Annotated in this window: 23 protein-coding genes; 3 read left to right on the top strand and 20 right to left on the bottom strand. The window is 34.9% G+C overall.

Annotated features, from left to right (window positions below):
* Nucleotides 1-6 precede the first annotated feature (6 nt).
* The 6 genes from yqeC to selD form a co-directional block, all read right to left on the bottom strand.
* Complete coding sequence (yqeC, locus tag D4A81_RS03210) at nt 7-705, bottom strand: selenium cofactor biosynthesis protein YqeC (protein WP_111525161.1); 699 nt, start codon at nt 703-705, stop codon at nt 7-9.
* 4 nt (nt 706-709) lie between these two features.
* On the bottom strand, nt 710-2,086 hold the full coding sequence (locus tag D4A81_RS03205) for a uracil-xanthine permease family protein (RefSeq protein ID WP_111525162.1): 1,377 nt from the start codon (nt 2,084-2,086) through the stop codon (nt 710-712).
* 312 nt (nt 2,087-2,398) lie between these two features.
* Nucleotides 2,399-2,635 carry a DUF3343 domain-containing protein gene (locus D4A81_RS03200; protein WP_111525163.1) on the bottom strand — a complete coding sequence of 79 codons (237 nt, stop codon included), beginning with the start codon at nt 2,633-2,635 and terminating at the stop codon, nt 2,399-2,401.
* The gene (locus D4A81_RS03195) at nt 2,632-3,795 is read right to left on the bottom strand and encodes an aminotransferase class V-fold PLP-dependent enzyme (protein WP_111525164.1); all 1,164 of its coding nucleotides are present in this window, start codon (nt 3,793-3,795) and stop codon (nt 2,632-2,634) included. Before D4A81_RS03195 ends, D4A81_RS03200 begins: the two co-directional genes overlap by 4 nt.
* Nucleotides 3,795-4,403, bottom strand: coding sequence for a sulfurtransferase-like selenium metabolism protein YedF (gene yedF, locus D4A81_RS03190; RefSeq protein WP_111525165.1), 609 nt, complete (start codon nt 4,401-4,403; stop codon nt 3,795-3,797). The genes D4A81_RS03195 and yedF overlap by 1 nt, the downstream gene beginning before the upstream one ends.
* A gap of 13 nt (nt 4,404-4,416) precedes the next feature.
* Complete coding sequence (selD, locus tag D4A81_RS03185; protein ID WP_111525166.1) at nt 4,417-5,442, bottom strand: selenide, water dikinase SelD; 1,026 nt, start codon at nt 5,440-5,442, stop codon at nt 4,417-4,419.
* Between the two features lie 316 nt (nt 5,443-5,758).
* Between selD and D4A81_RS03180 the strand changes: the two genes are divergently transcribed.
* Nucleotides 5,759-7,234 (top strand): L,D-transpeptidase family protein, encoded by a 1,476-nt coding sequence (locus D4A81_RS03180; RefSeq protein WP_111525167.1) that lies wholly within the window; start codon nt 5,759-5,761, stop codon nt 7,232-7,234.
* Between the two features lie 170 nt (nt 7,235-7,404).
* On the opposite strand, the gene D4A81_RS03175 is transcribed toward D4A81_RS03180, so the two are convergent.
* From D4A81_RS03175 to D4A81_RS03160, 4 genes are read right to left on the bottom strand one after another with little or no spacing between them, the layout of a single operon-like run.
* Nucleotides 7,405-8,502 carry a polyamine ABC transporter substrate-binding protein gene (locus tag D4A81_RS03175; RefSeq protein ID WP_111525168.1) on the bottom strand — a complete coding sequence of 366 codons (1,098 nt, stop codon included), beginning with the start codon at nt 8,500-8,502 and terminating at the stop codon, nt 7,405-7,407.
* Nucleotides 8,503-8,542: 40 nt separating this feature from the next.
* Nucleotides 8,543-9,310, bottom strand: a complete 768-nt coding sequence (locus D4A81_RS03170; RefSeq protein ID WP_111525169.1) for an ABC transporter permease — start codon at nt 9,308-9,310, stop codon at nt 8,543-8,545.
* The gene (locus D4A81_RS03165) at nt 9,307-10,149 is read right to left on the bottom strand and encodes an ABC transporter permease (protein WP_111525170.1); all 843 of its coding nucleotides are present in this window, start codon (nt 10,147-10,149) and stop codon (nt 9,307-9,309) included. The genes D4A81_RS03170 and D4A81_RS03165 overlap by 4 nt, the downstream gene beginning before the upstream one ends.
* Entirely contained in the window at nt 10,139-11,107 is a 969-nt protein-coding gene (locus D4A81_RS03160; RefSeq protein WP_111525171.1) for an ABC transporter ATP-binding protein, read from the bottom strand. The genes D4A81_RS03165 and D4A81_RS03160 overlap by 11 nt, the downstream gene beginning before the upstream one ends.
* A gap of 156 nt (nt 11,108-11,263) precedes the next feature.
* Between D4A81_RS03160 and D4A81_RS03155 the strand changes: the two genes are divergently transcribed.
* Nucleotides 11,264-11,566, top strand: a complete 303-nt coding sequence (locus D4A81_RS03155) for a YerC/YecD family TrpR-related protein (RefSeq protein WP_111525172.1) — start codon at nt 11,264-11,266, stop codon at nt 11,564-11,566.
* Between the two features lie 29 nt (nt 11,567-11,595).
* Here D4A81_RS03155 and D4A81_RS03150 read toward each other — a convergent pair whose 3' ends face one another.
* The 3 genes from D4A81_RS03150 to D4A81_RS03140 are packed head-to-tail and all read right to left on the bottom strand — an operon-like array spanning nt 11,596 to nt 14,173.
* Nucleotides 11,596-12,201: a ribonuclease H1 domain-containing protein gene (locus D4A81_RS03150; protein WP_111525204.1), complete on the bottom strand. Its 606-nt coding sequence runs from the start codon at nt 12,199-12,201 to the stop codon at nt 11,596-11,598.
* Between the two features lie 4 nt (nt 12,202-12,205).
* A complete protein-coding gene (locus D4A81_RS03145) occupies nt 12,206-13,201 on the bottom strand; it encodes an aromatic acid exporter family protein (protein ID WP_111525173.1) in 996 nt (331 codons plus the stop codon).
* Between the two features lie 9 nt (nt 13,202-13,210).
* The gene (locus D4A81_RS03140; RefSeq protein ID WP_111525174.1) at nt 13,211-14,173 is read right to left on the bottom strand and encodes a glycosyltransferase; all 963 of its coding nucleotides are present in this window, start codon (nt 14,171-14,173) and stop codon (nt 13,211-13,213) included.
* 186 nt (nt 14,174-14,359) lie between these two features.
* On the opposite strand from D4A81_RS03140, the gene D4A81_RS03135 reads away from it, so the two are divergent.
* Nucleotides 14,360-15,295 carry a putative ABC transporter permease gene (locus D4A81_RS03135; RefSeq protein WP_111525175.1) on the top strand — a complete coding sequence of 312 codons (936 nt, stop codon included), beginning with the start codon at nt 14,360-14,362 and terminating at the stop codon, nt 15,293-15,295.
* A gap of 57 nt (nt 15,296-15,352) precedes the next feature.
* Here D4A81_RS03135 and D4A81_RS03130 read toward each other — a convergent pair whose 3' ends face one another.
* From D4A81_RS03130 to D4A81_RS03105, 7 genes are read right to left on the bottom strand one after another with little or no spacing between them, the layout of a single operon-like run.
* On the bottom strand, nt 15,353-16,567 hold the full coding sequence (locus tag D4A81_RS03130) for a CCA tRNA nucleotidyltransferase (protein ID WP_111525176.1): 1,215 nt from the start codon (nt 16,565-16,567) through the stop codon (nt 15,353-15,355).
* Nucleotides 16,568-16,622: 55 nt separating this feature from the next.
* Nucleotides 16,623-18,062, bottom strand: coding sequence for a proline--tRNA ligase (gene proS / locus D4A81_RS03125; RefSeq protein ID WP_111525177.1), 1,440 nt, complete (start codon nt 18,060-18,062; stop codon nt 16,623-16,625).
* A gap of 6 nt (nt 18,063-18,068) precedes the next feature.
* Nucleotides 18,069-18,224, bottom strand: a complete 156-nt coding sequence (locus D4A81_RS13095; protein ID WP_162902543.1) for a hypothetical protein — start codon at nt 18,222-18,224, stop codon at nt 18,069-18,071.
* Nucleotides 18,202-19,194, bottom strand: coding sequence for a hypothetical protein (locus tag D4A81_RS03120; protein WP_111525178.1), 993 nt, complete (start codon nt 19,192-19,194; stop codon nt 18,202-18,204). Before D4A81_RS03120 ends, D4A81_RS13095 begins: the two co-directional genes overlap by 23 nt.
* A 4-nt stretch (nt 19,195-19,198) precedes the next feature.
* A complete protein-coding gene (locus D4A81_RS03115) occupies nt 19,199-19,912 on the bottom strand; it encodes a LytR/AlgR family response regulator transcription factor (RefSeq protein ID WP_111525179.1) in 714 nt (237 codons plus the stop codon).
* A gap of 18 nt (nt 19,913-19,930) precedes the next feature.
* The gene (locus tag D4A81_RS03110; RefSeq protein ID WP_111525180.1) at nt 19,931-21,106 is read right to left on the bottom strand and encodes a ribose-phosphate pyrophosphokinase; all 1,176 of its coding nucleotides are present in this window, start codon (nt 21,104-21,106) and stop codon (nt 19,931-19,933) included.
* A 10-nt stretch (nt 21,107-21,116) separates the two neighbouring features.
* Complete coding sequence (locus D4A81_RS03105; RefSeq protein ID WP_111525181.1) at nt 21,117-22,136, bottom strand: ATP-binding protein; 1,020 nt, start codon at nt 22,134-22,136, stop codon at nt 21,117-21,119.
* Nucleotides 22,137-22,145 lie beyond the last annotated feature (9 nt).

The following is a 22,145-nucleotide window of genomic DNA, read 5'->3' as shown; positions in this document are numbered from 1 at the left end:
ACCTCTTTATAAAAAATCAAAATCACAAAACGCCCTATTCTCTCTATATGAAGTTATTGAAACCCTGAAATTATCAAATCCGTTCTCTTTACAAAAAAACTTTATATAATTCTCTACTTCTAAAGCTTTTTTCATATCCTCTTCACCGTCCACCTTATTTATAACAAACACGCATTTATTATTATTTATGCCTTTAAATCCTGCTCTTTTGTCTGTCAAAATTCTTGCAGCATCCTCTGTGCTGAGTACATGATCTTTATTCCACCCAAAGAGTTCTTTAGCTATTTCATACCTAAAGCATTTTTCACTTATTTTTTCCCCTACCGCATCAATACCCATACATACTATACATATATCAGTTTTTTCAGGTAGCACCGGTTCTCCATCTCTTGGCAATTTTATAGGTAACCTCTTGGCACCGTCAGCCTCAACCAATACAATATCAGCGTATTTATCAAAGGCTTCCACCTCTTTTATATCCGGTGATGATAACTTTTCACCTATATCTTTGCCTATAACAACAGGTTCCTCTCCAAAAGTAATATTTTTTAGTTCTTTTGCAGAATCTATATCCATATAATTTTCCGGTTTTACTATATGAGTAGTAGTGGTGACTATTACATTCTTGCCCTCTTTGGCAAAATATCTCCCTATATAAAACATGGTGGTGGTCTTTCCACCACCACCAACTAATGAAATTATCATATTATTACATTCCTGTCAGTTTCTTTATATCCATATCCTTTGGTAATAAGAAATTTAAAAGCATTGAAAGTACAAATACACCTGCAACTGAATTACCTGCAAAAACATCTCCTATTACATTTGGTAAATATTGGAAAATCTCAGGCGTCTGGGTAAAGCCTATTCCGATACTTATAGATAAAGCTGCAATTATTGTATTTCTTTGATTAAATCCACATTTTCCGATCATATCCATTCCGCTTACCACTATAGTACCGAACATAACTATTGTACATCCACCAAGTACAGGTTCCGGTAATGTTGAGAAAAATGCACCTATTGGTGGAAATATTCCCGCCAATATAAGTATCAATGCACCAAACATTATAGTAAATCTGTTTACTACCTTCGTCATTGCAATAAGCCCAACATTTTGTGAAAATGATGTTATAGGCATACATCCAAACACACCTGATACAGCACTTAGAAATCCGTCACAGGCAAGCGATCCGGATACTTCCTTTTCTGTAATATCCCTGTCAAGTCCACCTGCCACTACAGCAGTTGTATCACCGATCGTCTCTGCAGCAGATACCAAGAAAATTAGTACAACTGATAAAATTGCACCGGGATTAAATATTGGCTTATATGGCAGTACTCTCGGCAATGCGATAAATCCCACTGTATTTATTGTTCCTGTAAAATGTGAAAAATCTACAATACCAAACATAAGAGAAGTTATATATCCAACTATAAGACCAAACATTACATTAAGCTGCTTCCAAAACCCCTTCGCAAGCGAACTGAATGCTATACATGATACAAGTGTTATAAGACCTACAATCATATACTTTGGAGCACCAAAATCCTTCACATAGCCTCCTCCGAAGCTTCTTGCACCTACTGCAAGTAGAGAAAAACCTATGGTAGTAACTACACAAGCCGAAACTATTGGTGAAACTATCTTTTTCCAATACTTATAAGTTAATCCAAGACAGCCTTCTACACATCCGCCGACTATTATCGCACCAATCGCTGTTTGATAATTAAAATTAGTACCTATATAGACCAGTGCCTGTACAAAGGTAAAGCTTACTCCCATTACAACCGGCAATCTTGAACCAATTTTCCATACAGGATATAACTGTACCAAAGTTCCAAGGCCTGCTATAAACATGGCACTTTGCATGATTCTTGCAAGCTCCACTCCACCGATCGCATCAGCATCACTTCCAAGTAACTTTGACGCACCACATACTATAAGTATAGGTGCCAGATTGGCAACAAACATAGCCATAACATGCTGTAGTCCGAATGGTATTGCCTTTGCCACCGGAACTCTTCCGTCCAGCTTGTAAATATTCTCAATACTTACATCTGAACTTTTTGATTTTACATCCATCGATAATCCTCCTTAAAAAGATATTTATTTATCTTGCATCTCTTAAAAGATGAAATGTACAAGGAACTTTCTAAAAATCAAAGCTCTAATAAAATAAAGAAAGTATATATAAGATATATCAAACAATATATATAACATATCTTTTAGTCAGATATGTCATTGTTTGTCTAATATAATACTTTCTTTACATAATTTCTTATAAAAAATCTGCTCGTTCAAACTTGATTTTTATATATTATCATTTTTTTGTCATAAAATCAATCTAAATATTATTCTTTTTAAGTTATACAAACTCTTTTTTAGATATTTATACTAATGCCAAACTTTGTCGGCTTTGTCATATAGCGGTTTCTTCTTTTCAATCAAATCATCCACAAGATTTGCAGATTCATATGCTACACACCATGCCAGACCACATCCTGATGAGATCTCCTTTGGCACCGGTATCAATCTTCCCGGAACATTTTCCTTTTCACATAAGCTCTCAAAGGCCATTGCAGCTGTAGTTGTTTGAAAAGTAACTATATATTTCCAACTTTTTTCTCTCATTTATCTTCCACTATTTCTTTTATTGCTTTGATTGTTGCATCAATTTCTTCCTCAGTGTTAAAATATGAAAAAGAAAATCTGGCTATGCCGTCTTCCACTGTCTCAAATGCTCTGTGTACAAGCGGTGCACAATGTGCTCCTGCCCTTATAGCTATATCATAGTCATAACCCAGTATATCTGCCAACTCACCGGAGGGAATACAATCTAAATTTATAGAAAGAATACCTCCATGCCTTATATTTTCAGGTTCATTTTCAATAGAATTACAGTCCATATAAAAACTTATACCTTTGACACTCTTTATACCATCATACAGTCTTTTCAAAAGATACATTTCTTTTTTATGTATATTCCTTATACCAACTTCATTTATAAAATCGATACCGGCACCCAGTCCGGCTATACCCATTATATTGAGTGTCCCGGCTTCCAGCCTTGTAGGATATTCCTTGGGCTGCTCTTTATTAAATGACTGTACTCCGCTGCCTCCAACTTTAAAGCTGTCTATGTAAATATCCCTATTTATTACAATGCCACCTGTACCTCCCGGTCCGAAAAGAGATTTATGCCCTGTAAAACAAAGTATATCTATGCTCATTTTTGACATATCTATATCTATATTACCGGCACTCTGTGATGCATCTACAATCAGATATATATTATTGGTTTTTGCAAATTTACTGATATATTCTAAATCTGCTATTTCACCTGTCACATTTGATATATGATTTACCACTATTGCCTTAGTATTAGGTCTTATATACTTCTTAAATTCATCATATTTTAGCCTGCCACAAGCATCTATGCCTACAAAATCCAAATCTATTCCAAGTCCACTTTCCAACTTATACAGTGGTCTTAGCACACTATTATGCTCAGTAACCGTGCTTATAACATGGTCCCCTGCTTTAAATATACCAAATAACACTATATTTAGGCTTTCTGTAGCATTTGAAGTGAAAATAACTCTTGAAGGATCCTTGCTACCAAAGAACTTAGCTATCTTAACCCTAGTTTCGTATACCATTCTACCTGAGTCAAGTGCAGCTCTATAAGCTCCTCTTCCACTATTGCTATACGAAGCCAAAGCATAGTTTATAGCATCTATTACATTCTGTGGTTTTTTAAATGTTGTAGCAGCATTGTCCAAATAAATCATTATGGTCTTATCACAAGGTCTGCATCCATGAGATGTCCAACAATATCATACATATTCGTCACCTCACCTACCTGAAGCTTCTCGCTAAGACCATAGTTATTTAAACAGGCACCACATGAATAGATCTTCGCTCCTGCATTTAATAAAACTTTCAAATCTTCAATACTTGCAGAACCCTCTGTAGTCATCCTTACACCTGTATTGTAGAAAATTATCTTAGCAGGAGGTATATCCTGTGAACTTAAGGCATATATAAATCCCTTTAAAAGAGTCTTACTAAACTCCTCTTCTCCGTCTCCCATTTTATCAGAGTCTATCACAACTACAGTCTGTTTTAACTTTATTTCATCCGAACTGTCATTAGTCACCTTAGTATCGGAAATCACCTCCGAGTTAACATTTATAGTCACAATATACTCTGTGTTTGATTTCTTATCAAATTTTGCTTCATATTCTTTTTGCTTTGCCATCTTAAGAAGATTTTGGACAGCTATCTCATTGTCTACACTCACTTCTACCACTCCGCTACCGCCAAGATCTCTTATGGCATTCTTAGTTTTAACTACCGGTATTGGACAAGCATCCCCTATTGCATTAACCTTAATCATATTTACCTCTTTTCTATCTATTAACTACTTTTATAGCTACATTTTCTCTTTCTTTTATTTCTCCGACTATAGCTGCCGGAAGACCTGCACATCTTAGTTCTTCTAAAAGTGACTCTGCCTCATCAAAAGACACTGCAAGCAAAAGACCTCCTGATGTCTGAGGGTCAAACAAAATCTCCTCCATAGCAAAAGAAATATCATTAAACTCTACATTATCGCCAACATGATTTCTATTTCTTTGTCCACCTGCAGTGATCAAAAACTCATCTGCAAGTGATTTTGCCTCTTCAAATACAGGTATTTGATTTGCAAAAATCTCACATGATTTATTATCATCCATCATTTCAAGTAAATGTCCCAAAAATCCGAATCCTGTAATATCTGTACAGGCATGTATATCATATTTTTTTGATATCTCACATGCATATTTATTCAGAGTTTTCATAGAATCTATAGCTTCATTCAAAGTTTTTTCATCTGTCTCGCCTATTCTGGCAGCAGTACAAATGATTCCTACACCAAGCTTCTTAGTCAGTATTAGTTTATCCTTAGTTCTACCTGTATTATTAGAATAAATCTTACCGGGATTTACAATACCTGTAACACTCAAACCATATTTCACATCCACATCATCTATGGAATGCCCTCCTGCAAGTACTCCACCTGCTTCTTTAACCTTTTCCAAACCTCCACGCATTATTTCTCCAAGCAGATTCAAATCACTGCTTTGTGGAAAACATACTATATTAAGTGCCGTCTTTACCTCACCTCCCATAGCATATATATCACTCAAAGCATTGGCAGCAGCTATCTGTCCAAAAATATATGGATCCTCAACCATTGGTGGGAAGAAGTCCAAGGTTTGAACAAATGCCAAATCTTCACTCAGCTTATATACTGCAGCATCATCCTTTGCATCAAAGCCTACAATCAAATTTTCGTCAAAATTTTGCTTTGGCAATCTCTCTAGTATATGGCTGAGTATTCCGGCTCCTAACTTTGCCGTACAACCTCCGCCTTTACAATAAAGTTTGTCCATATCGCCTCCTAAAATACATAGTATATATCTATACAATCAATATTTAAATTATTTTGATATTATAACCCTTTTTTGATAGTTACTGCAATCAATTCATTATATATTTTAATACAAGTAATATTCATTTTATCTATAATTACACAAACAAATCTTTTTATGTAATTTAAACCACTATTATTTTTGTATATTTTGTTAATCACTCACTACTCAACAATATCCGGAACACTAAAATTCATTGAACAAAATTAATTTATATGTTATAATTTTTATCTATAGTGAATTTAGTTTACTAAAGTAATCTTTTTTAGGAGGAAATATGCATTTAAAAAGATTTTCAATCGTAATTGCATCCGCACTGATAATTTCTTCAGTATTTGCATCAAGTGCATCTGCAGGAGTTGTAAAGCGAAATGTTTCAAGTGAAAGTCAACAGCCGGCAGCTGTCGAGACTACTGCATCCACTGAAAACACTGATACAACTTCCGGTGGTGATACAAGTAATGTAGTTACTACAAATAACTATATACCATCCACTGTAAATGACGTTGCTTTTCCGGAGAACCTTGACCTTGACAGCGTTGTAGCTAATGCAGGGTTTGGCAATGTAGGCGGTGGTAATACAAATCCTGAGCCTATACTTGGCGAAACACAGATGGTTCACTTTGGCCTTTGGAATGCAGCTGCTCAAGAAATTTCGGGAGCAGAGTCAAACAATGGCAATTATGCTTATTCAAGGGATGGTTTTGTAAGATTGTACCTTAACCATTCAGGTATCGGAAGGTACTACTATAGAACCTATAATATAAAATCAGGATGGTCTACTTGGATGAACTCTAAAGAGACTGCACCTATTACAGATCCTGAGAACAGAGTTCAAGCAGTTCAAATAAGAGTAAAGGGATATACCGGAGTTAGAAGTGACTTATACTATAAGGCCGTTTTAAATGACGGAACTGTACTTGACTGGGCTAAGAACGGTCAAACTCTTGGTACTATCGGTACTGACAGATATATAGTTGCACTTAAGCTCACATTGTGGGATAAGCAGACAGAGTTTACAGAGCCTACAAAGGTTCTTATGGAAGCTCCTGTATATGAGGGTACTTATTTAGATGCAGATGGACAAGTTCAGTATTCATCAGCAAACGCATACACCGGATGGGCATTTTATAATAATGACCAGTACTACTTTGTAGACGGTGCTAAGCAAAAGGGATGGCAGTATATCAATGGCTACAAATATTACCTTGATGAGAATACAGGTGCCGTGGTAAGAGATCTTGAGCCTATTATGGGCTTACAGGGTTCATATCAGATAAAGTACAACAAGGCTACTATGACAATGTATATCATGGCTAAGGACGGAGATAATGGTTATATCATTCCTTTCAAAACATTTATGTCAACAGATGGACCGGGTACTCCTGTAGGTACATTTAAAACATATGTGAAGTACAGATGGAAAATAATGCATGATAATATCTACTGCCAGTTCTTATCAAGATTTAAAGACGGCTATATCATACATTCACTTATTTACCGTGATAAAGCTGATTCAAACAGACTTGAGGCAGCTACATACAATTACATGGATGATGCAAGATCTGACGGATGTCTAAGACTTCGTGCAGGTGATGCAGCTTGGGTATACTATAATACACCTATGAATACACCTGTTATCGTATACAATGATCCAACAGATAAGGGTCCTGTAGAAAAGGACGCTATTGATCAACCAATTCCTGCAAACCAAACCTATGATCCTACAGATCCTATAATGCAGGGAAGGTAATAAATTCATACCACTATAAAGTGGCTGACATATACCCTCTTTACCAAAAATGGTAAGGAGGGTATTTTTTAATTTATTATTACAAGTTGCTACTTACCAATCCAAACTTTTTATAAAGAGTCAAAAAAAGACATAGTCCTTATTAAAAGACTATGCCATATATTCTAATATTAATTTGTTTTCTGTCTAAACTCTTCCCAAAGTTTATTGTGCAGTTCATTTGCATCATCATTGATATTTTCAATCAATTCACCATTTTCAATAAGTGAAAGCTTGTCTTCCGGGAATACAATCAAATCCTTCCAATCATCTGAAACATAGTTTTCTGCTGCCTTATTGGTAACGAAATATCCTATATATTCAAAACATTTTGCAGCTACTTCAGGCTCGTTGATATAATCTAAGAATGCGTATGCAGCCTCTGAGTTTGGTGCCTTTGAAGGAATAAAACTTGCCATTACGCCGAAGCCAAGACCCTCCTTTGGATAAACAACTTTAAGATCCGGATTTGCCTTGAGTGCCTGATTCACCTGTGAAGTGTACATAAATGCAGCTCCTACCTCACCACTTAGGAGATAATCCTGCAAATTGTTATCATTTATAAGACGAATATTTGGTGCAAGTGATTTTAACTTATCTCCTGCCTGCTGAATCTGAGCTAAATCATTGGTATTAAATGAATACCCAAATGTCTTTAATGTTATACCATCTATAACACGATAATTTCCCACAATACCCACATTTCCTGCAAGTTCAGGATTCCAAAGGTCTTCATAACCTGTAATATCCAGATTCACAGTCTCAGGATTATACGCAATCAAAGGAATACCGGCTCCATAAGGGAGGGTATACTTATTCTCCGGGTCATAGAACTTGCTTTGATACAGAGGATTTATATTGCCATAAGTTGAAATCTTTGTTTTATCCAACTCAGTAACAAGTCCCTCCTGTATAGCAAGCTGTACAATATAGTCATCTGCCACAACTATATCATAATCACCACCCTTAGTCTCTTCAAGCTTTGCAAGCATTGTCTCATCAAGATCAAAGTTTGAATAATTTACCTTTACACCGGTCTTTTCTGTAAATCCGTCCAGTACCTCCTGTGGAAACATTCCGTCCCATGTATAAAGATTTAGTGTAGTACCCTTAAGACTGCTATTTCCAGTATCTGTACCTTGCTGTGTCGTCTCTTTACTGCCTCCTCCACATGCTGTAAGTGCAATAGCTGCTCCCAAACCGAGCAAACCTAATACTTTAGATTTCATTAAATCTACCTCCAAATAAATATTCCGGAAAGTTTGAATATCAATCCTTCCTTGTTTTTTCTGAAATAAATATTATAAGTACAGTAATCACCAGAATAACTGTAGCAAGAGCATTTATTTCAGGAGTTATACCTGTCTTCATCTTTGTATATATCTTGATAGCAAGAGTATTTACTGAAGGACCGGTCGTAAATATAGATATTACCACATCATCAAAGGACATTGCAAATGATAATAACATTCCTGATGCAATTCCCGGTAATATATATGGCAATGTCACATCTCTAAATGTTTCAAATTCGCTTGCACCAAGGTCTCTTGCAGCCTCTTCCAAGGACAAGTCCATTCCCATAAGTCTTGCTCTTACAATTAAGAATATATATGGTATACAGAATGAACTATGTGCAATCGTCATGGTTACAAAACCAAAAGGCAAGTTCATATATGAAAATATTGCCATAAAAACCATTCCCAAAATAATTTCAGGAATCATTATAGGCAGAGATGCAAAGTTACTGATGAAGTCATCAAAAATAAGTTTTTTCCCTCTCATGGCAAGTGCCGCACTTACACCTATTATAAGCGAAAGCATACAAGCTAAAAGGGCCAATATAATACTGTTTAAAAGTGCTTTCTTTATATCTCCATCATTTAAAAGCATTTTATACCAGTCCAGAGAAAAGCCATCCCATACACTTGTCAACTTGGATTTATTGAAGGAATAAACTACTGTAAGTATAATTGGAAGATAATTTAAAATCGTTACCAGACCCAAAAATATAATGGCTGCTTTTGATACTTTTTTCAAAATAGTCCCTCCAATTCTCCTGTACCTGAAATCTTCTTATATAGTTTCAAGAATAATGTTGTGAGCAACATAAGTATCACACTTAGTGCTGCCGCAAAAGGTATATTTCTAAGTTTTGTAAGCTGCTCCACTATTACACTTCCTATCAAAACTATCTTATTTCCTCCAAGTATATCTGAGATATAGAAAAGCCCCATACTTGGTACAAAGGTAAGTACTACTCCACTCAGCAGTCCCGGCATTGTAAGTCTAAGTGTTATTGTAAGAAAAGCTTCAAGCTTACTTGCACCCAAATCTCTGGAAGCTTCTATCAAACTCCAGTCCATCTTTTCCACACTTGAATACACTGACAGTATCATAAAAGGTAATAGAAAATATACCATACCTACCAAAACTGCCGGATATGTATAAAGTAATTTCAATGGTGACTTTGTAATACCAAGAAACATCAAAAACTTATCCAATACTCCATTACTTCTGAATATTATTATCCAACCATTCAGTCTTATAAGTCCACTTGTCCAAAATGGTATCATAAGAAGAATCATCATTCTTCTCTTCCATTTTGTGCTAAGTCTACCCATAAAATATCCGAAAGGATAGCCTATAATTGTAACCAATATCGTTGAAGCTATGGCAAGCTTTATGGACTCCAAAAATATATTTAAATAAAATGGCTCAAATACTTTTTTGTAATTATCCAATGTAAAAGTAAAATCAAATCCCCAAGTTTTTGCCTTTGTCAAAAAACTGATAATTACCATATATGCCAGTGGCAAGACCACAAACAGTAATGTAAAAAGGTATATAGGTATTCTAAGTAAATATTTATTTTTCACCTTGAACCTCCACCATATCATTCTTATTCCAGCCTATACTTATCTCATCTCCCGGATTCAGGTTTATATTCATACCCATATGTGATGATGTTATTTCCTGGCCGTCCTTTAATCTAACTTTTACTTTTGACAATCCTGCCGTAAAGCTGTTTTCTACAACTATACCTTCATAGTCTCCTGCTCCAAGTCTTACATGCTCTGATCTAATAGCATATATCTTTTCTCCATCTCTATATAGATTTGCACCGCCTACAAACTCTGCTACGAATGCTGTATTAGGTGTATCATATATCTCTTCCGGAGTACCTATCTGTTCTATCCTGCCATCTCTCATAACAACTATTCTTGATGACATGTTTAGAGCTTCTTCCTGGTCATGTGTTATATATATAAATGTAATTCCCAGTGCTTTTTGGAGCTTCTTTAACTCCATTTGCATCTGCCTTCTGAGCATCAGATCCAATGCACCAAGCGGCTCATCCAAAAGTAGTACGCTAGGTTTGTTTACAATTGCTCTCGCTATTGCTACCCTTTGTCTCTGTCCTCCTGAAAGTTGTGTTGGGTTTCTTTTTTCGTAGCCCTCCAGTTGCACCAAAGAAAGTGCTTTTTCCACCTCTTTTTTTATCTCGTTATTTGGCATTTTCTTCAATCTAAGTCCATAACCTATATTCTTCTCTACATTCATATGTGGAAACAGGGCATAATTTTGAAATACAGTATTTACATCTCTTTTTTCAGGTGCAAGCTCTGTAATATCCTTTCCATTCAGTATAACTTTTCCACTATCCGGAGTCTCGAGTCCTGCTATAATTCTTATTGTAGTTGTCTTTCCACAACCACTTGAACCCAAAAGAGTGATGAACTCCCCTCTTCCTATGTCCAGAGAGATATTCTTTAAAATATTTTCTCCATCAAAGCTTTTTTCAATATTTTCTAAACTTAATATAGTATCTGTCATTTTTAAAAATTCCCTCCCAGGGTTATTTGGCTTTATACAATAAGATATAATACCATCTTTTCTAATTTAAATCATCAAAAATATTATTTTCTCTAAACTTTACTTTTACAAGTTAAAATGCTAAAATATATATATCATTTGATTGGAGCATTAGTTATGAATAACAAGATTAGGACAGACGCAGTAGACCATCTATTTGACGCCATCCTTACATTAAAAAATAAAGAAGAATTTTATACTTTCTTTGAGGATGTTTGCACTGTGAACGAGTTGCTTTCCCTCTCTCAAAGATATGAAGTAGCTAAGATGTTGCGTGAAAAGAAGACTTATCTGGAGATTGCGGAGGAGACCGGAGCATCCACTGCTACCATTTCCAGAGTGAATCGTTCACTTAACTATGGCAATGATGGTTATGATTTGGTTTTTAAAAGACTCGGTATATTTGATACCGACAAATAAAGGGAGTGTCATCTGACACTCCTCTTTATTTATATTAAGCCCAGGGCCTTTTTTGCCAGCTCATCTGCCATATCATTATATTTGTCTCCCGAATGTCCCTTTACCTTTATAAAGTCTACATCCACTTGCCTTGAAGCATTTCTATAAAACTCAACATATCTCATAGTGCCGTCTTTTCTTGCTTTCCAATCGCCATTACACCATTTTTCTATTCCCTCATAGTCATAAAAAATGCTAATACTCTTTATACCTTTATCCAGACAATACTGCATTGCAGCCATAGATCCCTGTATCTCTCCGGCAACATTTCTCATATCGCTCATATCATCTTTTTCAAATTTCTTGTAAAAATATAATTCATCATCATTATGCATTATCACCATGCCATAAGAGTATGCCTTTGTAGTGTCATCATAGCTTCCATCCACATATGCAAATGCCTCTGACTGCTTCTCTTCTTTATCATCTATATTATTTTCTGTATCTCCATTTACAAAAGCTATAGCATCTTCTCTATTTGTAAAACTTTTGTATGCTGCACCTGAAAATCCGCTTACTGAGTTTTTACACTCATCCCAAGTCTCAAAAACTCCGGTTTTTCTTCCTTTTCTAACTGCATAATATTTCTTTGCCATATTTTCACCTATTCCAAAATGTATTTTTCTCATCTTCACTTAAATTTGCAGCAAATTCTCTTTTAATTTCCAAAAACTGTTCAAAGTTTATTACCATAGAGTGCAATGTTGCCCTGTCTTCAAATTCTTCTCTACTCTTTGGAAGCTCATAATTTTTCATCTTATCTTTAACTAAATATAAATCCAGCAAAGCATTCATAGCATTATTTGATTCATGCAACTTGGGAATCAAATTGTGGATAAGCTCTGCAATATCTCTCGCCTGATCAGGTCTGGTTTTTATACCTTTACCCTGATCATAAATATACCTGAGTGTCATGATTTGGGATTTTCTCATCTCCATATAGTTTATAAAATACTTCAAATCATAGCTCAATATATTATCCTTATCAATGTATGATTTTGAAATTGCACTATCTATAATCTTTTCCAATTCATCAAAATCATATTCTAATTTTGTTATACCACTTTCATCATTTAAAAATCTAACTAATATATCCAGGATATTCTTTATTTCTTTTTCTATATTAGCCTGATACTCTCTTATATGCTTTAGATTTCTTGGCATATACATATTCAAAATTATTCCTACTGATGTACCTACAAGCATCAATGCCGCTTCATTTTTTACCACATCATAGTTCATATATTTTTCAGCCATAATATGAGTAACCAAAACTGTACATGGTGACAAACCTTCATTCAAATCAAAGGCCATGCAGGCTGCTACGAACACCAACAGGTAGCATACCAATGCAAATGTATCAAATCCAAATATATTAAATACTGCATATGCGATTACCATAGCCAAAACGAATGCCTCTATCCTTTTTAAGGCTATTTTTATTGTGGACTTTTTTGTATCCTGTATACTTAGCAATGTTATAATACCTGCTGAAGCTCCATAGTTTAACCCAAGTATATTGGCTATAAATATTGCCAAACCTGTACCTACAGCTATTTTCACCACTTTTATAAGATTTATATTTTTAAATTCCATAGACCTCCATTATCTTTTAAAGTATAGTGCTGCTTTTCTAACTAGTTTATATACCATCGGCAGTAAGTATTCAAATTTTATAAAGAATCTCTCTCTAAAGTCCAGCTCCTTGTACTCTTTTTTAAATTCCCTTGATAATATGTTTCTAAAATCTCTTATATTAACATATGTCAAAAAGCGTAACCTCTTCGTTGCACTTTCCACTTCTGTATGAAATCTATATTTTGAATCCTCATCATATACCTTATACATGACTTCCATATTTTGATAATATTCTTCTTGTTTTCTTTTATAATCACCACTAAACTGTGAGGCTGTCCAAGATGTAGGTACTCCCATTCTGTACACACTCATCACTTTGTCTATATAATAGGCATCACCATATTTTGCTGATATTATCTGCATAGGTATATCACCTACTTTACATTCAAAATAATATTTCGGTAAATCCTTCATATACTCTGTTCTTAACAGCAATGATGCAGTAGGATAATGTGTTCTTTTATTTATCACTTCTTTTGCACTTATTACTCCGCTGCTTTCATACGGTCTAATAAGATTAGGAGAAAATGTAGCATCCAAATTTTCCACTTTTGCCGCATGAAAACAAAAACTTATCTCACTATGGTCCTCCATATAGTCCACCTGAATTTGAAGCTTATTCTCATCACACCAGTAATCATCTCCCTCACACATAGCTATATATTTGCCTGTAGCTCTTGGGAAGTTATAGGTTCCACTTGGATTTGTCACACCCTGTGAGTACATATTTTCCTCATGAAAGAGCGGTTTTATAATATCAGGATATTTCTCCTGATACTCTCTTATAATGTTAGCCGTATCATCTGTAGAGGCATCATCATTTATCAAAATCTCTATGTCAAAGTTTCTTTTTTGTGCCAAAAAGGAGTCTATCGCCTTTCTAATATATTTACCATGGTTGTAGGTAATGCAGCATATACTTACTTTCATATTCTTACTTTCTTTTTTGTTTTAATAGTAAATTTCTATAATATCTGTTTGGATCAAAATAATTTTACCCTAATACCTTACTATAACATAAAAAATGATTTATAGTTAGATTTAATTGCTTTTATATACTAAGCAACTTGTTAATACTATTCCTCTATGGTATTATTGTTCTCATTGGAGGGATTTATGGACAAGTATGCTTTAATACAATGGATTGCATTTTTTTATATATATTGCTTTTTGGGTTGGTGTTTTGAATCCGGATACGCCACTATAAAGGAACGAAAACCTACAAACAGAGGCTTCCTTAGAGGCCCCTATATACCTATATATGCATTTGGTGCTATTTTTGTACTTATTATCACGCATAATTTTCAAGATAATATCTTAGGTGTATATTTTTCCGGAATGATAGCTGCCACTATCTTGGAGTATGTAACCGGTTATGTGATGGAAAAACTTTTCAAGGTAAAATACTGGGACTATAGTGATCATAAACTGAATTTGAATGGATATATATCATTTTCATCTTCAATAGCTTGGGGCTTCTTATCTATACTGCTTACATATTTTTTGCAGGTGAATGTATCTAGATTTGTCTCCAAGATAAGTGAACAGAATTTAAAGACTGCTATAATGGTAGTAAATATTATATTTTTCTCAGATCTTATCCTCTCCATAAAGGCTGCCTTTAGTATTGCAAAGGCTTATGCTGCACTTGAAAAAGCAAAGTCAGAGTTTTCAGAGGTCAAAGAAAAACTTTCTATTATAGCAGGCGGACTCCTCACCGGAACACAGAATAAACTCATTGGTATTAAGGACAGTGTAGCTGAGCGTATGAGCCAGGCGAATGACATGTTGAGTCTCTCATCATTAAAGTCTGAAATCGAAAATATAATTTCTTCTCTGTCAAATACAGTTGCTTCAAAAACTCCTACCTTTCTTGAACAGAAAATAAAATATGAAGTTGCAAGAGAAAAGTTATCTCTAAGCTTTCCAAAGATAGGTAAGGTAATGGCATTCTTTATCAGAAATATGATAAAGGGTAATCCAGGACTTAATAAGAAATATATAAATCAGGTTAAGGAACTTAGTGAAATAAAGAAAAGAAATAGAAAATAATAAAATCAGCTTTTATTTTCAGTCCATATAGGATTGTAAAATAAAAGCTGTTTGTATTTAAGAAATTATATTCTTATCTATTTTCTCGATAAGTTTTTCTTTTTTGTTTGAATCAGGGTCTTTTATTGCTATTTTCAATAAGTATTCAAGAGTGTCTCCGATACACGGACCCTTTGGTATTCCAAGTTCAATTAAATCCCTGCCTGTGATATCCAACATGTTTATCTCAAATGGATGGTTCTCCTTTTTTATTTTCTCATAACTTTTTTCTATAGCGTATATCTTTGGCAAATCTGCTTCTTTTCTCTTATCACTTTTACATATTTTCAGATAATCCTCAAACAACTTATAACCCAATCTGTTTAATGACCACCTGATGTCCTCATCACTCTCAGGCAATGGAAGTCGAAGTTCTTCTACAAGCAAACAGGTATTGTTTCTTGTAGCATTATCAGACTTCAGCTCAAAAAATATCTTCTTTAACGAACCCGTATCCTTTATATCCTGCAAAAAAGCAGTCCAATACATATGCTTTTCATCACCTAATTTTCTTGGATAAAAATCATAGAACTCTTCTTTTAACTTAGCAAATTCTTTTCCAATATATCTATTAAGACCACTCTTATATATTGATTTTATATTTCCTGCAAAATCACCACAAAGAGTCTTGTTGAGTTCTACAAACACTCTCTCCTTACTCACCTTTGATAAAATAGCAGACTTCTCTTTTATTGCATCAAATGTAGACTCCTCTATTTCAAAGCCAAGCTGTGATGAAAATCTGATTGCTCGAAGCATTCTCAGTGCATCTTCATCAAATCTTTTTTTTGCATCTCCAACTGCCCTTATAATGCCTTTATCAAGATCCTCTCTCCCATTATATAAGTCTACTATCCCTCTTTTATGTGAATATGCCATTGCATTTATTGTAAAATCTCTTCTACATAGATCTTCTGACAAATTTCTACTAAATGAAACTGTATCCGGATGTCTTCCATCAGAATAGTTTCCATCTATTCTATATGTAGTCAGTTCATAGCCTATACCATCCATAAGCACTGTAATCGTACCATGTGCAATACCTGTATCAAATGTTTTTTTGAATATCTTTTTCATTTCATTTGGTAGAGCGTTTGTCGTTATATCCCAGTCTGTTGGAGTCTTTTGCAGTAGTGAATCTCTTACGCATCCTCCTACAGCAAATCCCTCAAAACCATTTTCTTCTAAACGCTCTATGATTTTTTCAACATTCTTAGGTAAATCAATTATCATTATTTTCTCCACCACATTAAAACCGCAGCCCTTTGACTGCGGTCTCCTTTAAAATTTAATATGCTTTTCCCCAGTAGACCATCTTTGTAGCCTTCTTACCGCAGCAAACGCATACATCACTCAGCTGCTCCTGTGCTTCAGGCATACATCTTGATGTAGCTCCTGCTTCTTCCTTTATCTTGTCCTCACAAGCTCTATCACCACACCACATAGCCTTGATAAATCCGGGCTTATTATCTGCAATGTCCTTAAACTCTTCCATAGTTCTTGCCTCATAAGTATGAGCTTCTCTATGTGCAAGTGCAGTTTCATACATATTTGTTTGAATATTCTCCAGACATTCCTTGGCTTCACTCTCTACATTTTCAAGTGAAACAAATATCTTTTCACCATTATCTCTTCTAACAAATACACATTGATTATTTTCAATATCCTTAGGTCCAATCTCTATTCTTAGAGGTATACCTCTCATCTCTGACTCTGCAAACTTAAATCCCGGACTCTTCTCACTATCATCAAGTTTTACCCTTACTCCTGCCGCAACCAATCTGTTCTTAAGTGCATTCGCAGCATCCAGTACACCCTCTTTATGTGCTGCTACCGGTATAATATTTACTTGAATTGGTGCTATATGTGGTGGCAGTTTAAGACCTGAATTGTCACCATGTACCATTATAACAGCACCTATTATTCTTGTAGTCATACCAAATGAGGTCTCAAAAACCGGCTTGATTTGATTGTCCTTATCTGTAAATGTTACATCAAATGCCTTTGCAAAGCCATCTCCGAAGTAATGACTGGTACCTGACTGCAGTGCCTTTCCGTCATGCATAAGTGCCTCTATTGTATATGTAGCCTCAGCACCTGCAAACTTTTCTTTATCAGTCTTTATACCCCTGATAACCGGTATTGCCAAGTCTTTCTCAAAGAAGTCTGCATATACTTCAAGCATCTGTACAGTTCTATCATGTGCTTCCTTGGCACTAGCATGAACTGTATGTCCTTCCTGCCACAAAAACTCTCTTGAACGAAGGAAAGGTCTTGTAGTCTTCTCCCATCTTACTACTGAACACCACTGATTTAAAAGCTGTGGCAAATCTCTATAGCTCTTTACAACCTTTGAGTAGTAGTCGCAAAACAATGTTTCAGATGTAGGTCTGACACATAGTCTTTCATCCAATTCTTCAAGCCCTCCATGAGTTACCCATGCCACTTCCGGTGCAAAACCTTCTACATGGTCTGCCTCTTTTTGTAATAGACTCTCAGGTATGAACATCGGTAAGTAGCAGTTTTGAATGCCGGTTTCTTTAAATCTTCTGTCTATTTCATTTTTCATATTTTCCCATATTGCATAACCGGCAGGTCTTATTACAAGGCAACCTTTTACACTTGTATAGTCTACAAGCTCTGCCTTAAGCACGATGTCTGTATACCACCTCGCAAAGTCTGTTTCCATGGAAGTAATTTCTTCTACAAGCTTCTTTTCCTTAGACATTTTTATTTAACCCTCAATATCTTCCTTTATTTCTTTTTTCTTTCTGATCACAAGATCAGATTCGGCATCATCAATTTTTCTTTTTAAATAGAAATACAATATAATGCCTACAATGAATAATATAATAACTAATACAATCTCAATTATATTTCTTATTAACATTGCTCCTCGATTTTTCTCTTCTCTTTTTATTTATCCATTTCAAAGCATTTATCATTGGCAACAAAACAATGGCTACCCACCAAGTATATGCACCTGCAGCTAAGATTGTAGCTCCATCATATCTATTAAAACGCTTATCCTTTGATACAACTGCATCTACATTTATAGCTCCCTCAGATTCTTGTTCTACATGTGCAGAATCTTCAATATCTATAGTCTGCTCTGTAATATCTGTCTGCACTTCACTCTTCTCATCTATTTCAGTAGACATTTCTGCCGGCTCTGACACGGAACTTTCTATATTGTTGTCTGTACCGGAGGTAATATTGTTTACATCACTTCTTGATTCAGTAGTTTCTTTACTTGAGTCATTTTTTTTATCTGATTTTTCAACTCTTTTGCTTGCATCTGATTTTATATTTTCAGTAGTAGCTTCCGTACTTTTTTCTCTATTTGTACTGTCAGTACTTTCCTTATATGGCTTAGTTACATCATTTGCATTACTTGCCTTGTCTACACCCTTTTGTTTCCCTGAAATTCTATGTCTTGAATGCTTCCTTACATTTGACTTTGTTGCAGAATCATCCTTTGTAGAGCCATCTCTACTACTTTCGGTAGTTTCTACCGGTTTTGTAACTGGAGGTGTCGTAATTGAAGGCAATGGCATAGGATATGGTAAGAGTCTTGGAATAACCTCATACTCCTCATACCTTGTACCATCAGTTGAAATATACTCTCTTTTCTTCAAACCATCCTCATACATTGTAGGTTCTCTTAAAATTATCCACTCTCCATAGTTATCAACAGTACCGCCACCACCGGCATTACTATCTGTATGCAAGCCAAACTCACCAATTGAATATCCTGTTACTTCCAGGGGCGACGCAATAATAGCGTCCACCCCTTGTATCGATATAAAGGCCGTTGCCAATACTAATGACACAGCCACCATTGCGTTATATTTTTTCATCTTATCACCCTATTGCATTTTCTTTCATTGCCTCTTTTAATCCACTATAGTATTTTCTACCTACTGAAATCACAGTTCGATCTATTAAGGTAACTTCCTCATAAGTGAATGTTTTTATATACTGCAATGATACCAAAAATGATCTATGCACTCTCAAAAAACCCTTTGTAAACAGAAGATTTTCAAGCTTTCCAATAGTTGAAATAAACTCAAAACTCTTGCTTCCATAATATACAGTTATTATTTTTCCTCTAACTTCAAAATACTTTATATCATTTATCGCTATATTGCGATATTCTCCAATACCTGTAAAGAGCATATACTCTTTTGACTTTTCAGATGCTATTCCAAGTACACCCTTTATTATCCTTACAGTTTTGGCACTATCAGTCTCACCTTTTACAATATAGTTAAAAGCTCTAACATCAAACGCTCCCAACATATGACTTTTTGAAACTGTTGTAAATACTATTTCACCGATATATCCATTTGAACGAAGTTTTAATGCCGCTTCCATACCATCAATTCCCGGCATATTTATATCTAAAAGTATCACATCTATAAGTTCTAATTTATCCTCAAGTTCAAATAACATCTGTTTGGCATTTTCAAACACCTCAAACTCAGCATCATAGCCTTCAGATTTTGATATATGTGTGGTAACTTCTAATAAGTTTTCTCGTTCTATTGGATTATCATCACATATTACTACTATCATAACCCAAAACCTTATATACTATTTTTTGTTCTTAACCCTTTCCAGGAAATTATTGATTCTGTTTGTAGGTGTCAAAAGGCCACTTATAGTAGAATCATGATTTAAATTGTCTATGATAAGTGCTACATACTTACTCATCTCAACATTATAATAATAAGGTTTGCTCAACAGATTTGGTGACTGGTAGACCAGATTAGTAGTAAAGATGCCATCTATAATGCCATTTTCATAGTACTTATCAAACTTAGCAAATCCATTTGTAAACAGTCCAAAAGTTGCACAGACAAAAACTCTCTTTGCCTTTCTCTTTTTCAATTCCTTTGCAACTTCCTGAACGCTTTCTCCTGATGATATCATATCGTCTATGATAACTAAATCCTTGCCCTCCACATCAGAGCCTAGGAACTCATGTGCTATAATAGGATTTCTACCATCTACAACCTTTGTATAATCTCTTCTCTTATAGAACATGCCTACATCAAGTTTTAACATATTTGCAAAGTATATAGCTCTTCTCATACCACCTTCATCAGGTGATATTATCATCATATGTTCAGAATCCACCTTCAAATCAGGAAAATTCTTTAAGAGCCCTTTTGTATATTGATATATTGGCTGTACAGTTTCAAATCCCTTTAGTGGAATTGCATTTTGCACCCTAGGATCATGTGCATCAAATGTAATGATATTGTCCACACCCATATTTGTAAGTTCCTGCAATGCCAATGCACAGTCTAATGACTCTCTTCCTGTTTTCTTATGTTGACGACTCTCATACAAGAAAGGCATTATAACAGTTATCCTTCTTGCCTTTCCGGCTATAGCGGCAATGATTCTCTTCAAATCCTGAAAATGATCATCCGGAGACATATGGTTTATCTTACCTGACAGTGAATATGTCATAGAGTAATTACATACATCCACAAGCAAATACAAATCATCACCTCTTACAGATTCTTCTATAGTGCCCTTTGCCTCACCTGAACCGAATCTGGAAATTGTAGACTTTATAATGTAGTTGTCCTTCTCATATTCGGAGAATAAAAGCGTATCTTTATGCTCACTCTCTCTCTCCTTACGCCACTCAACTAAGTAAGCATTCACCTTCTTTGTGAATTCTTCCATACCCTTAAGGGGTATCAGCCCAAGTGGACCTACAGGAATAGAATCTATCTTCTTATCTTCGTATAACATTTTCCCTCCATCATAGTCTGGCTCTAATATCATTTCCAAACAACCTAATATAAATAAAACTTTTTCTTATACGAGAAGTAACCCTCTCACTATATGTATCCCTCATCTTGTCCAAGCTAAGATTAGTTGATATTATAGTGGATTTTTCGGTATTAATTCTACGGTTTATTATATGGAAAAATTCACTTGTTGTAAAGTGATTGAAAAGTTCTGATCCTAGATCATCAATTATTAACATATCACAGTCATAAACCTCTTTAGCTAAAAGTGAATATCTTTGCTCCTCATTCTTTTCAATATTAACCTTTACCATAGTCTCAAAAAGCTCTTTGGCACTGAGATATATTACAGAGTAGTATCTGTCCAGCAAAACTTTTGCAATACAGTTACTTAGATAGGTCTTTCCCACTCCTGTATTTCCACTGAACACAATACTTCTTCTATAATTACCTTCAACTGAATCCGTTGCATTTTTGCTTTTATCTGCATTAAAGTATTTATCTATATATTTCTCACAAAATTTCTTTACACCATCCATATATGCAGCATTTGTCATATTCTGCCCTGAAAGAATGGTTTTATCGTCATAGTAATCAAATGAAAAGTTTTCAAAATTTTCTTTATCCAATATATTTTCCAAGTTTGACTGTGAATATAAGAGTTTTCTTATCTTAGACTGCAAACAATGGCATTTCCCTCCTTCAATGTATCCGGTATCCTTGCAATCCACACAGTCATATCTCATTTCCATATAATCCTTTGGAAAACCGGCTTCAAGCAAAAGCCTCTCTTTGTCATTCTTTATACCTTCAATATCTTTTTTCAAGTTTGACATTGAAATATTTCCGGACTTAAGACTCTCCTTATATCTTAAAACAGCCATGCTTCCCGTAGAATTGTTCAAGTCCTGCATCTGTGGTATTTTTTCATATACTTCTTCGATTCTTCTAACCTGTGCAGCCCTGTTGTTTGCTCTTATATTTTCATATTCTCTCATTATTGCATTATATGAGGAATTATCTATAGCCATATATCTCCT

The sequence above is a fragment of the Lachnoanaerobaculum umeaense genome, from assembly GCF_003589745.1.
GTDB lineage: Bacteria > Bacillota > Clostridia > Lachnospirales > Lachnospiraceae > Lachnoanaerobaculum > Lachnoanaerobaculum umeaense.
Note: the sequence above shows the minus strand (reverse complement) of the source record. Positions and strands in the feature narration are given on the sequence as shown.

Coding starts and splice junctions, on each gene's coding strand:
- yqeC (WP_111525161.1), bottom strand. CDS start 705: ATGATAATTTCATTAGTTGGTGGTGGTGGAAAGACCACCACCATGTTT.
- D4A81_RS03205 (WP_111525162.1), bottom strand. CDS start 2,086: ATGGATGTAAAATCAAAAAGTTCAGATGTAAGTATTGAGAATATTTAC.
- D4A81_RS03200 (WP_111525163.1), bottom strand. CDS start 2,635: ATGAGAGAAAAAAGTTGGAAATATATAGTTACTTTTCAAACAACTACA.
- D4A81_RS03195 (WP_111525164.1), bottom strand. CDS start 3,795: ATGATTTATTTGGACAATGCTGCTACAACATTTAAAAAACCACAGAAT.
- yedF (WP_111525165.1), bottom strand. CDS start 4,403: ATGATTAAGGTTAATGCAATAGGGGATGCTTGTCCAATACCGGTAGTT.
- selD (WP_111525166.1), bottom strand. CDS start 5,442: ATGGACAAACTTTATTGTAAAGGCGGAGGTTGTACGGCAAAGTTAGGA.
- D4A81_RS03180 (WP_111525167.1), top strand. CDS start 5,759: ATGCATTTAAAAAGATTTTCAATCGTAATTGCATCCGCACTGATAATT.
- D4A81_RS03175 (WP_111525168.1), bottom strand. CDS start 8,502: ATGAAATCTAAAGTATTAGGTTTGCTCGGTTTGGGAGCAGCTATTGCA.
- D4A81_RS03160 (WP_111525171.1), bottom strand. CDS start 11,107: ATGACAGATACTATATTAAGTTTAGAAAATATTGAAAAAAGCTTTGAT.
- D4A81_RS03155 (WP_111525172.1), top strand. CDS start 11,264: ATGAATAACAAGATTAGGACAGACGCAGTAGACCATCTATTTGACGCC.
- D4A81_RS03150 (WP_111525204.1), bottom strand. CDS start 12,201: ATGGCAAAGAAATATTATGCAGTTAGAAAAGGAAGAAAAACCGGAGTT.
- D4A81_RS03145 (WP_111525173.1), bottom strand. CDS start 13,201: ATGGAATTTAAAAATATAAATCTTATAAAAGTGGTGAAAATAGCTGTA.
- D4A81_RS03140 (WP_111525174.1), bottom strand. CDS start 14,173: ATGAAAGTAAGTATATGCTGCATTACCTACAACCATGGTAAATATATT.
- D4A81_RS03135 (WP_111525175.1), top strand. CDS start 14,360: ATGGACAAGTATGCTTTAATACAATGGATTGCATTTTTTTATATATAT.
- D4A81_RS03130 (WP_111525176.1), bottom strand. CDS start 16,567: ATGATAATTGATTTACCTAAGAATGTTGAAAAAATCATAGAGCGTTTA.
- proS (WP_111525177.1), bottom strand. CDS start 18,062: ATGTCTAAGGAAAAGAAGCTTGTAGAAGAAATTACTTCCATGGAAACA.
- D4A81_RS13095 (WP_162902543.1), bottom strand. CDS start 18,224: ATGTTAATAAGAAATATAATTGAGATTGTATTAGTTATTATATTATTC.
- D4A81_RS03120 (WP_111525178.1), bottom strand. CDS start 19,194: ATGAAAAAATATAACGCAATGGTGGCTGTGTCATTAGTATTGGCAACG.
- D4A81_RS03115 (WP_111525179.1), bottom strand. CDS start 19,912: ATGATAGTAGTAATATGTGATGATAATCCAATAGAACGAGAAAACTTA.
- D4A81_RS03110 (WP_111525180.1), bottom strand. CDS start 21,106: ATGTTATACGAAGATAAGAAGATAGATTCTATTCCTGTAGGTCCACTT.
- D4A81_RS03105 (WP_111525181.1), bottom strand. CDS start 22,136: ATGGCTATAGATAATTCCTCATATAATGCAATAATGAGAGAATATGAA.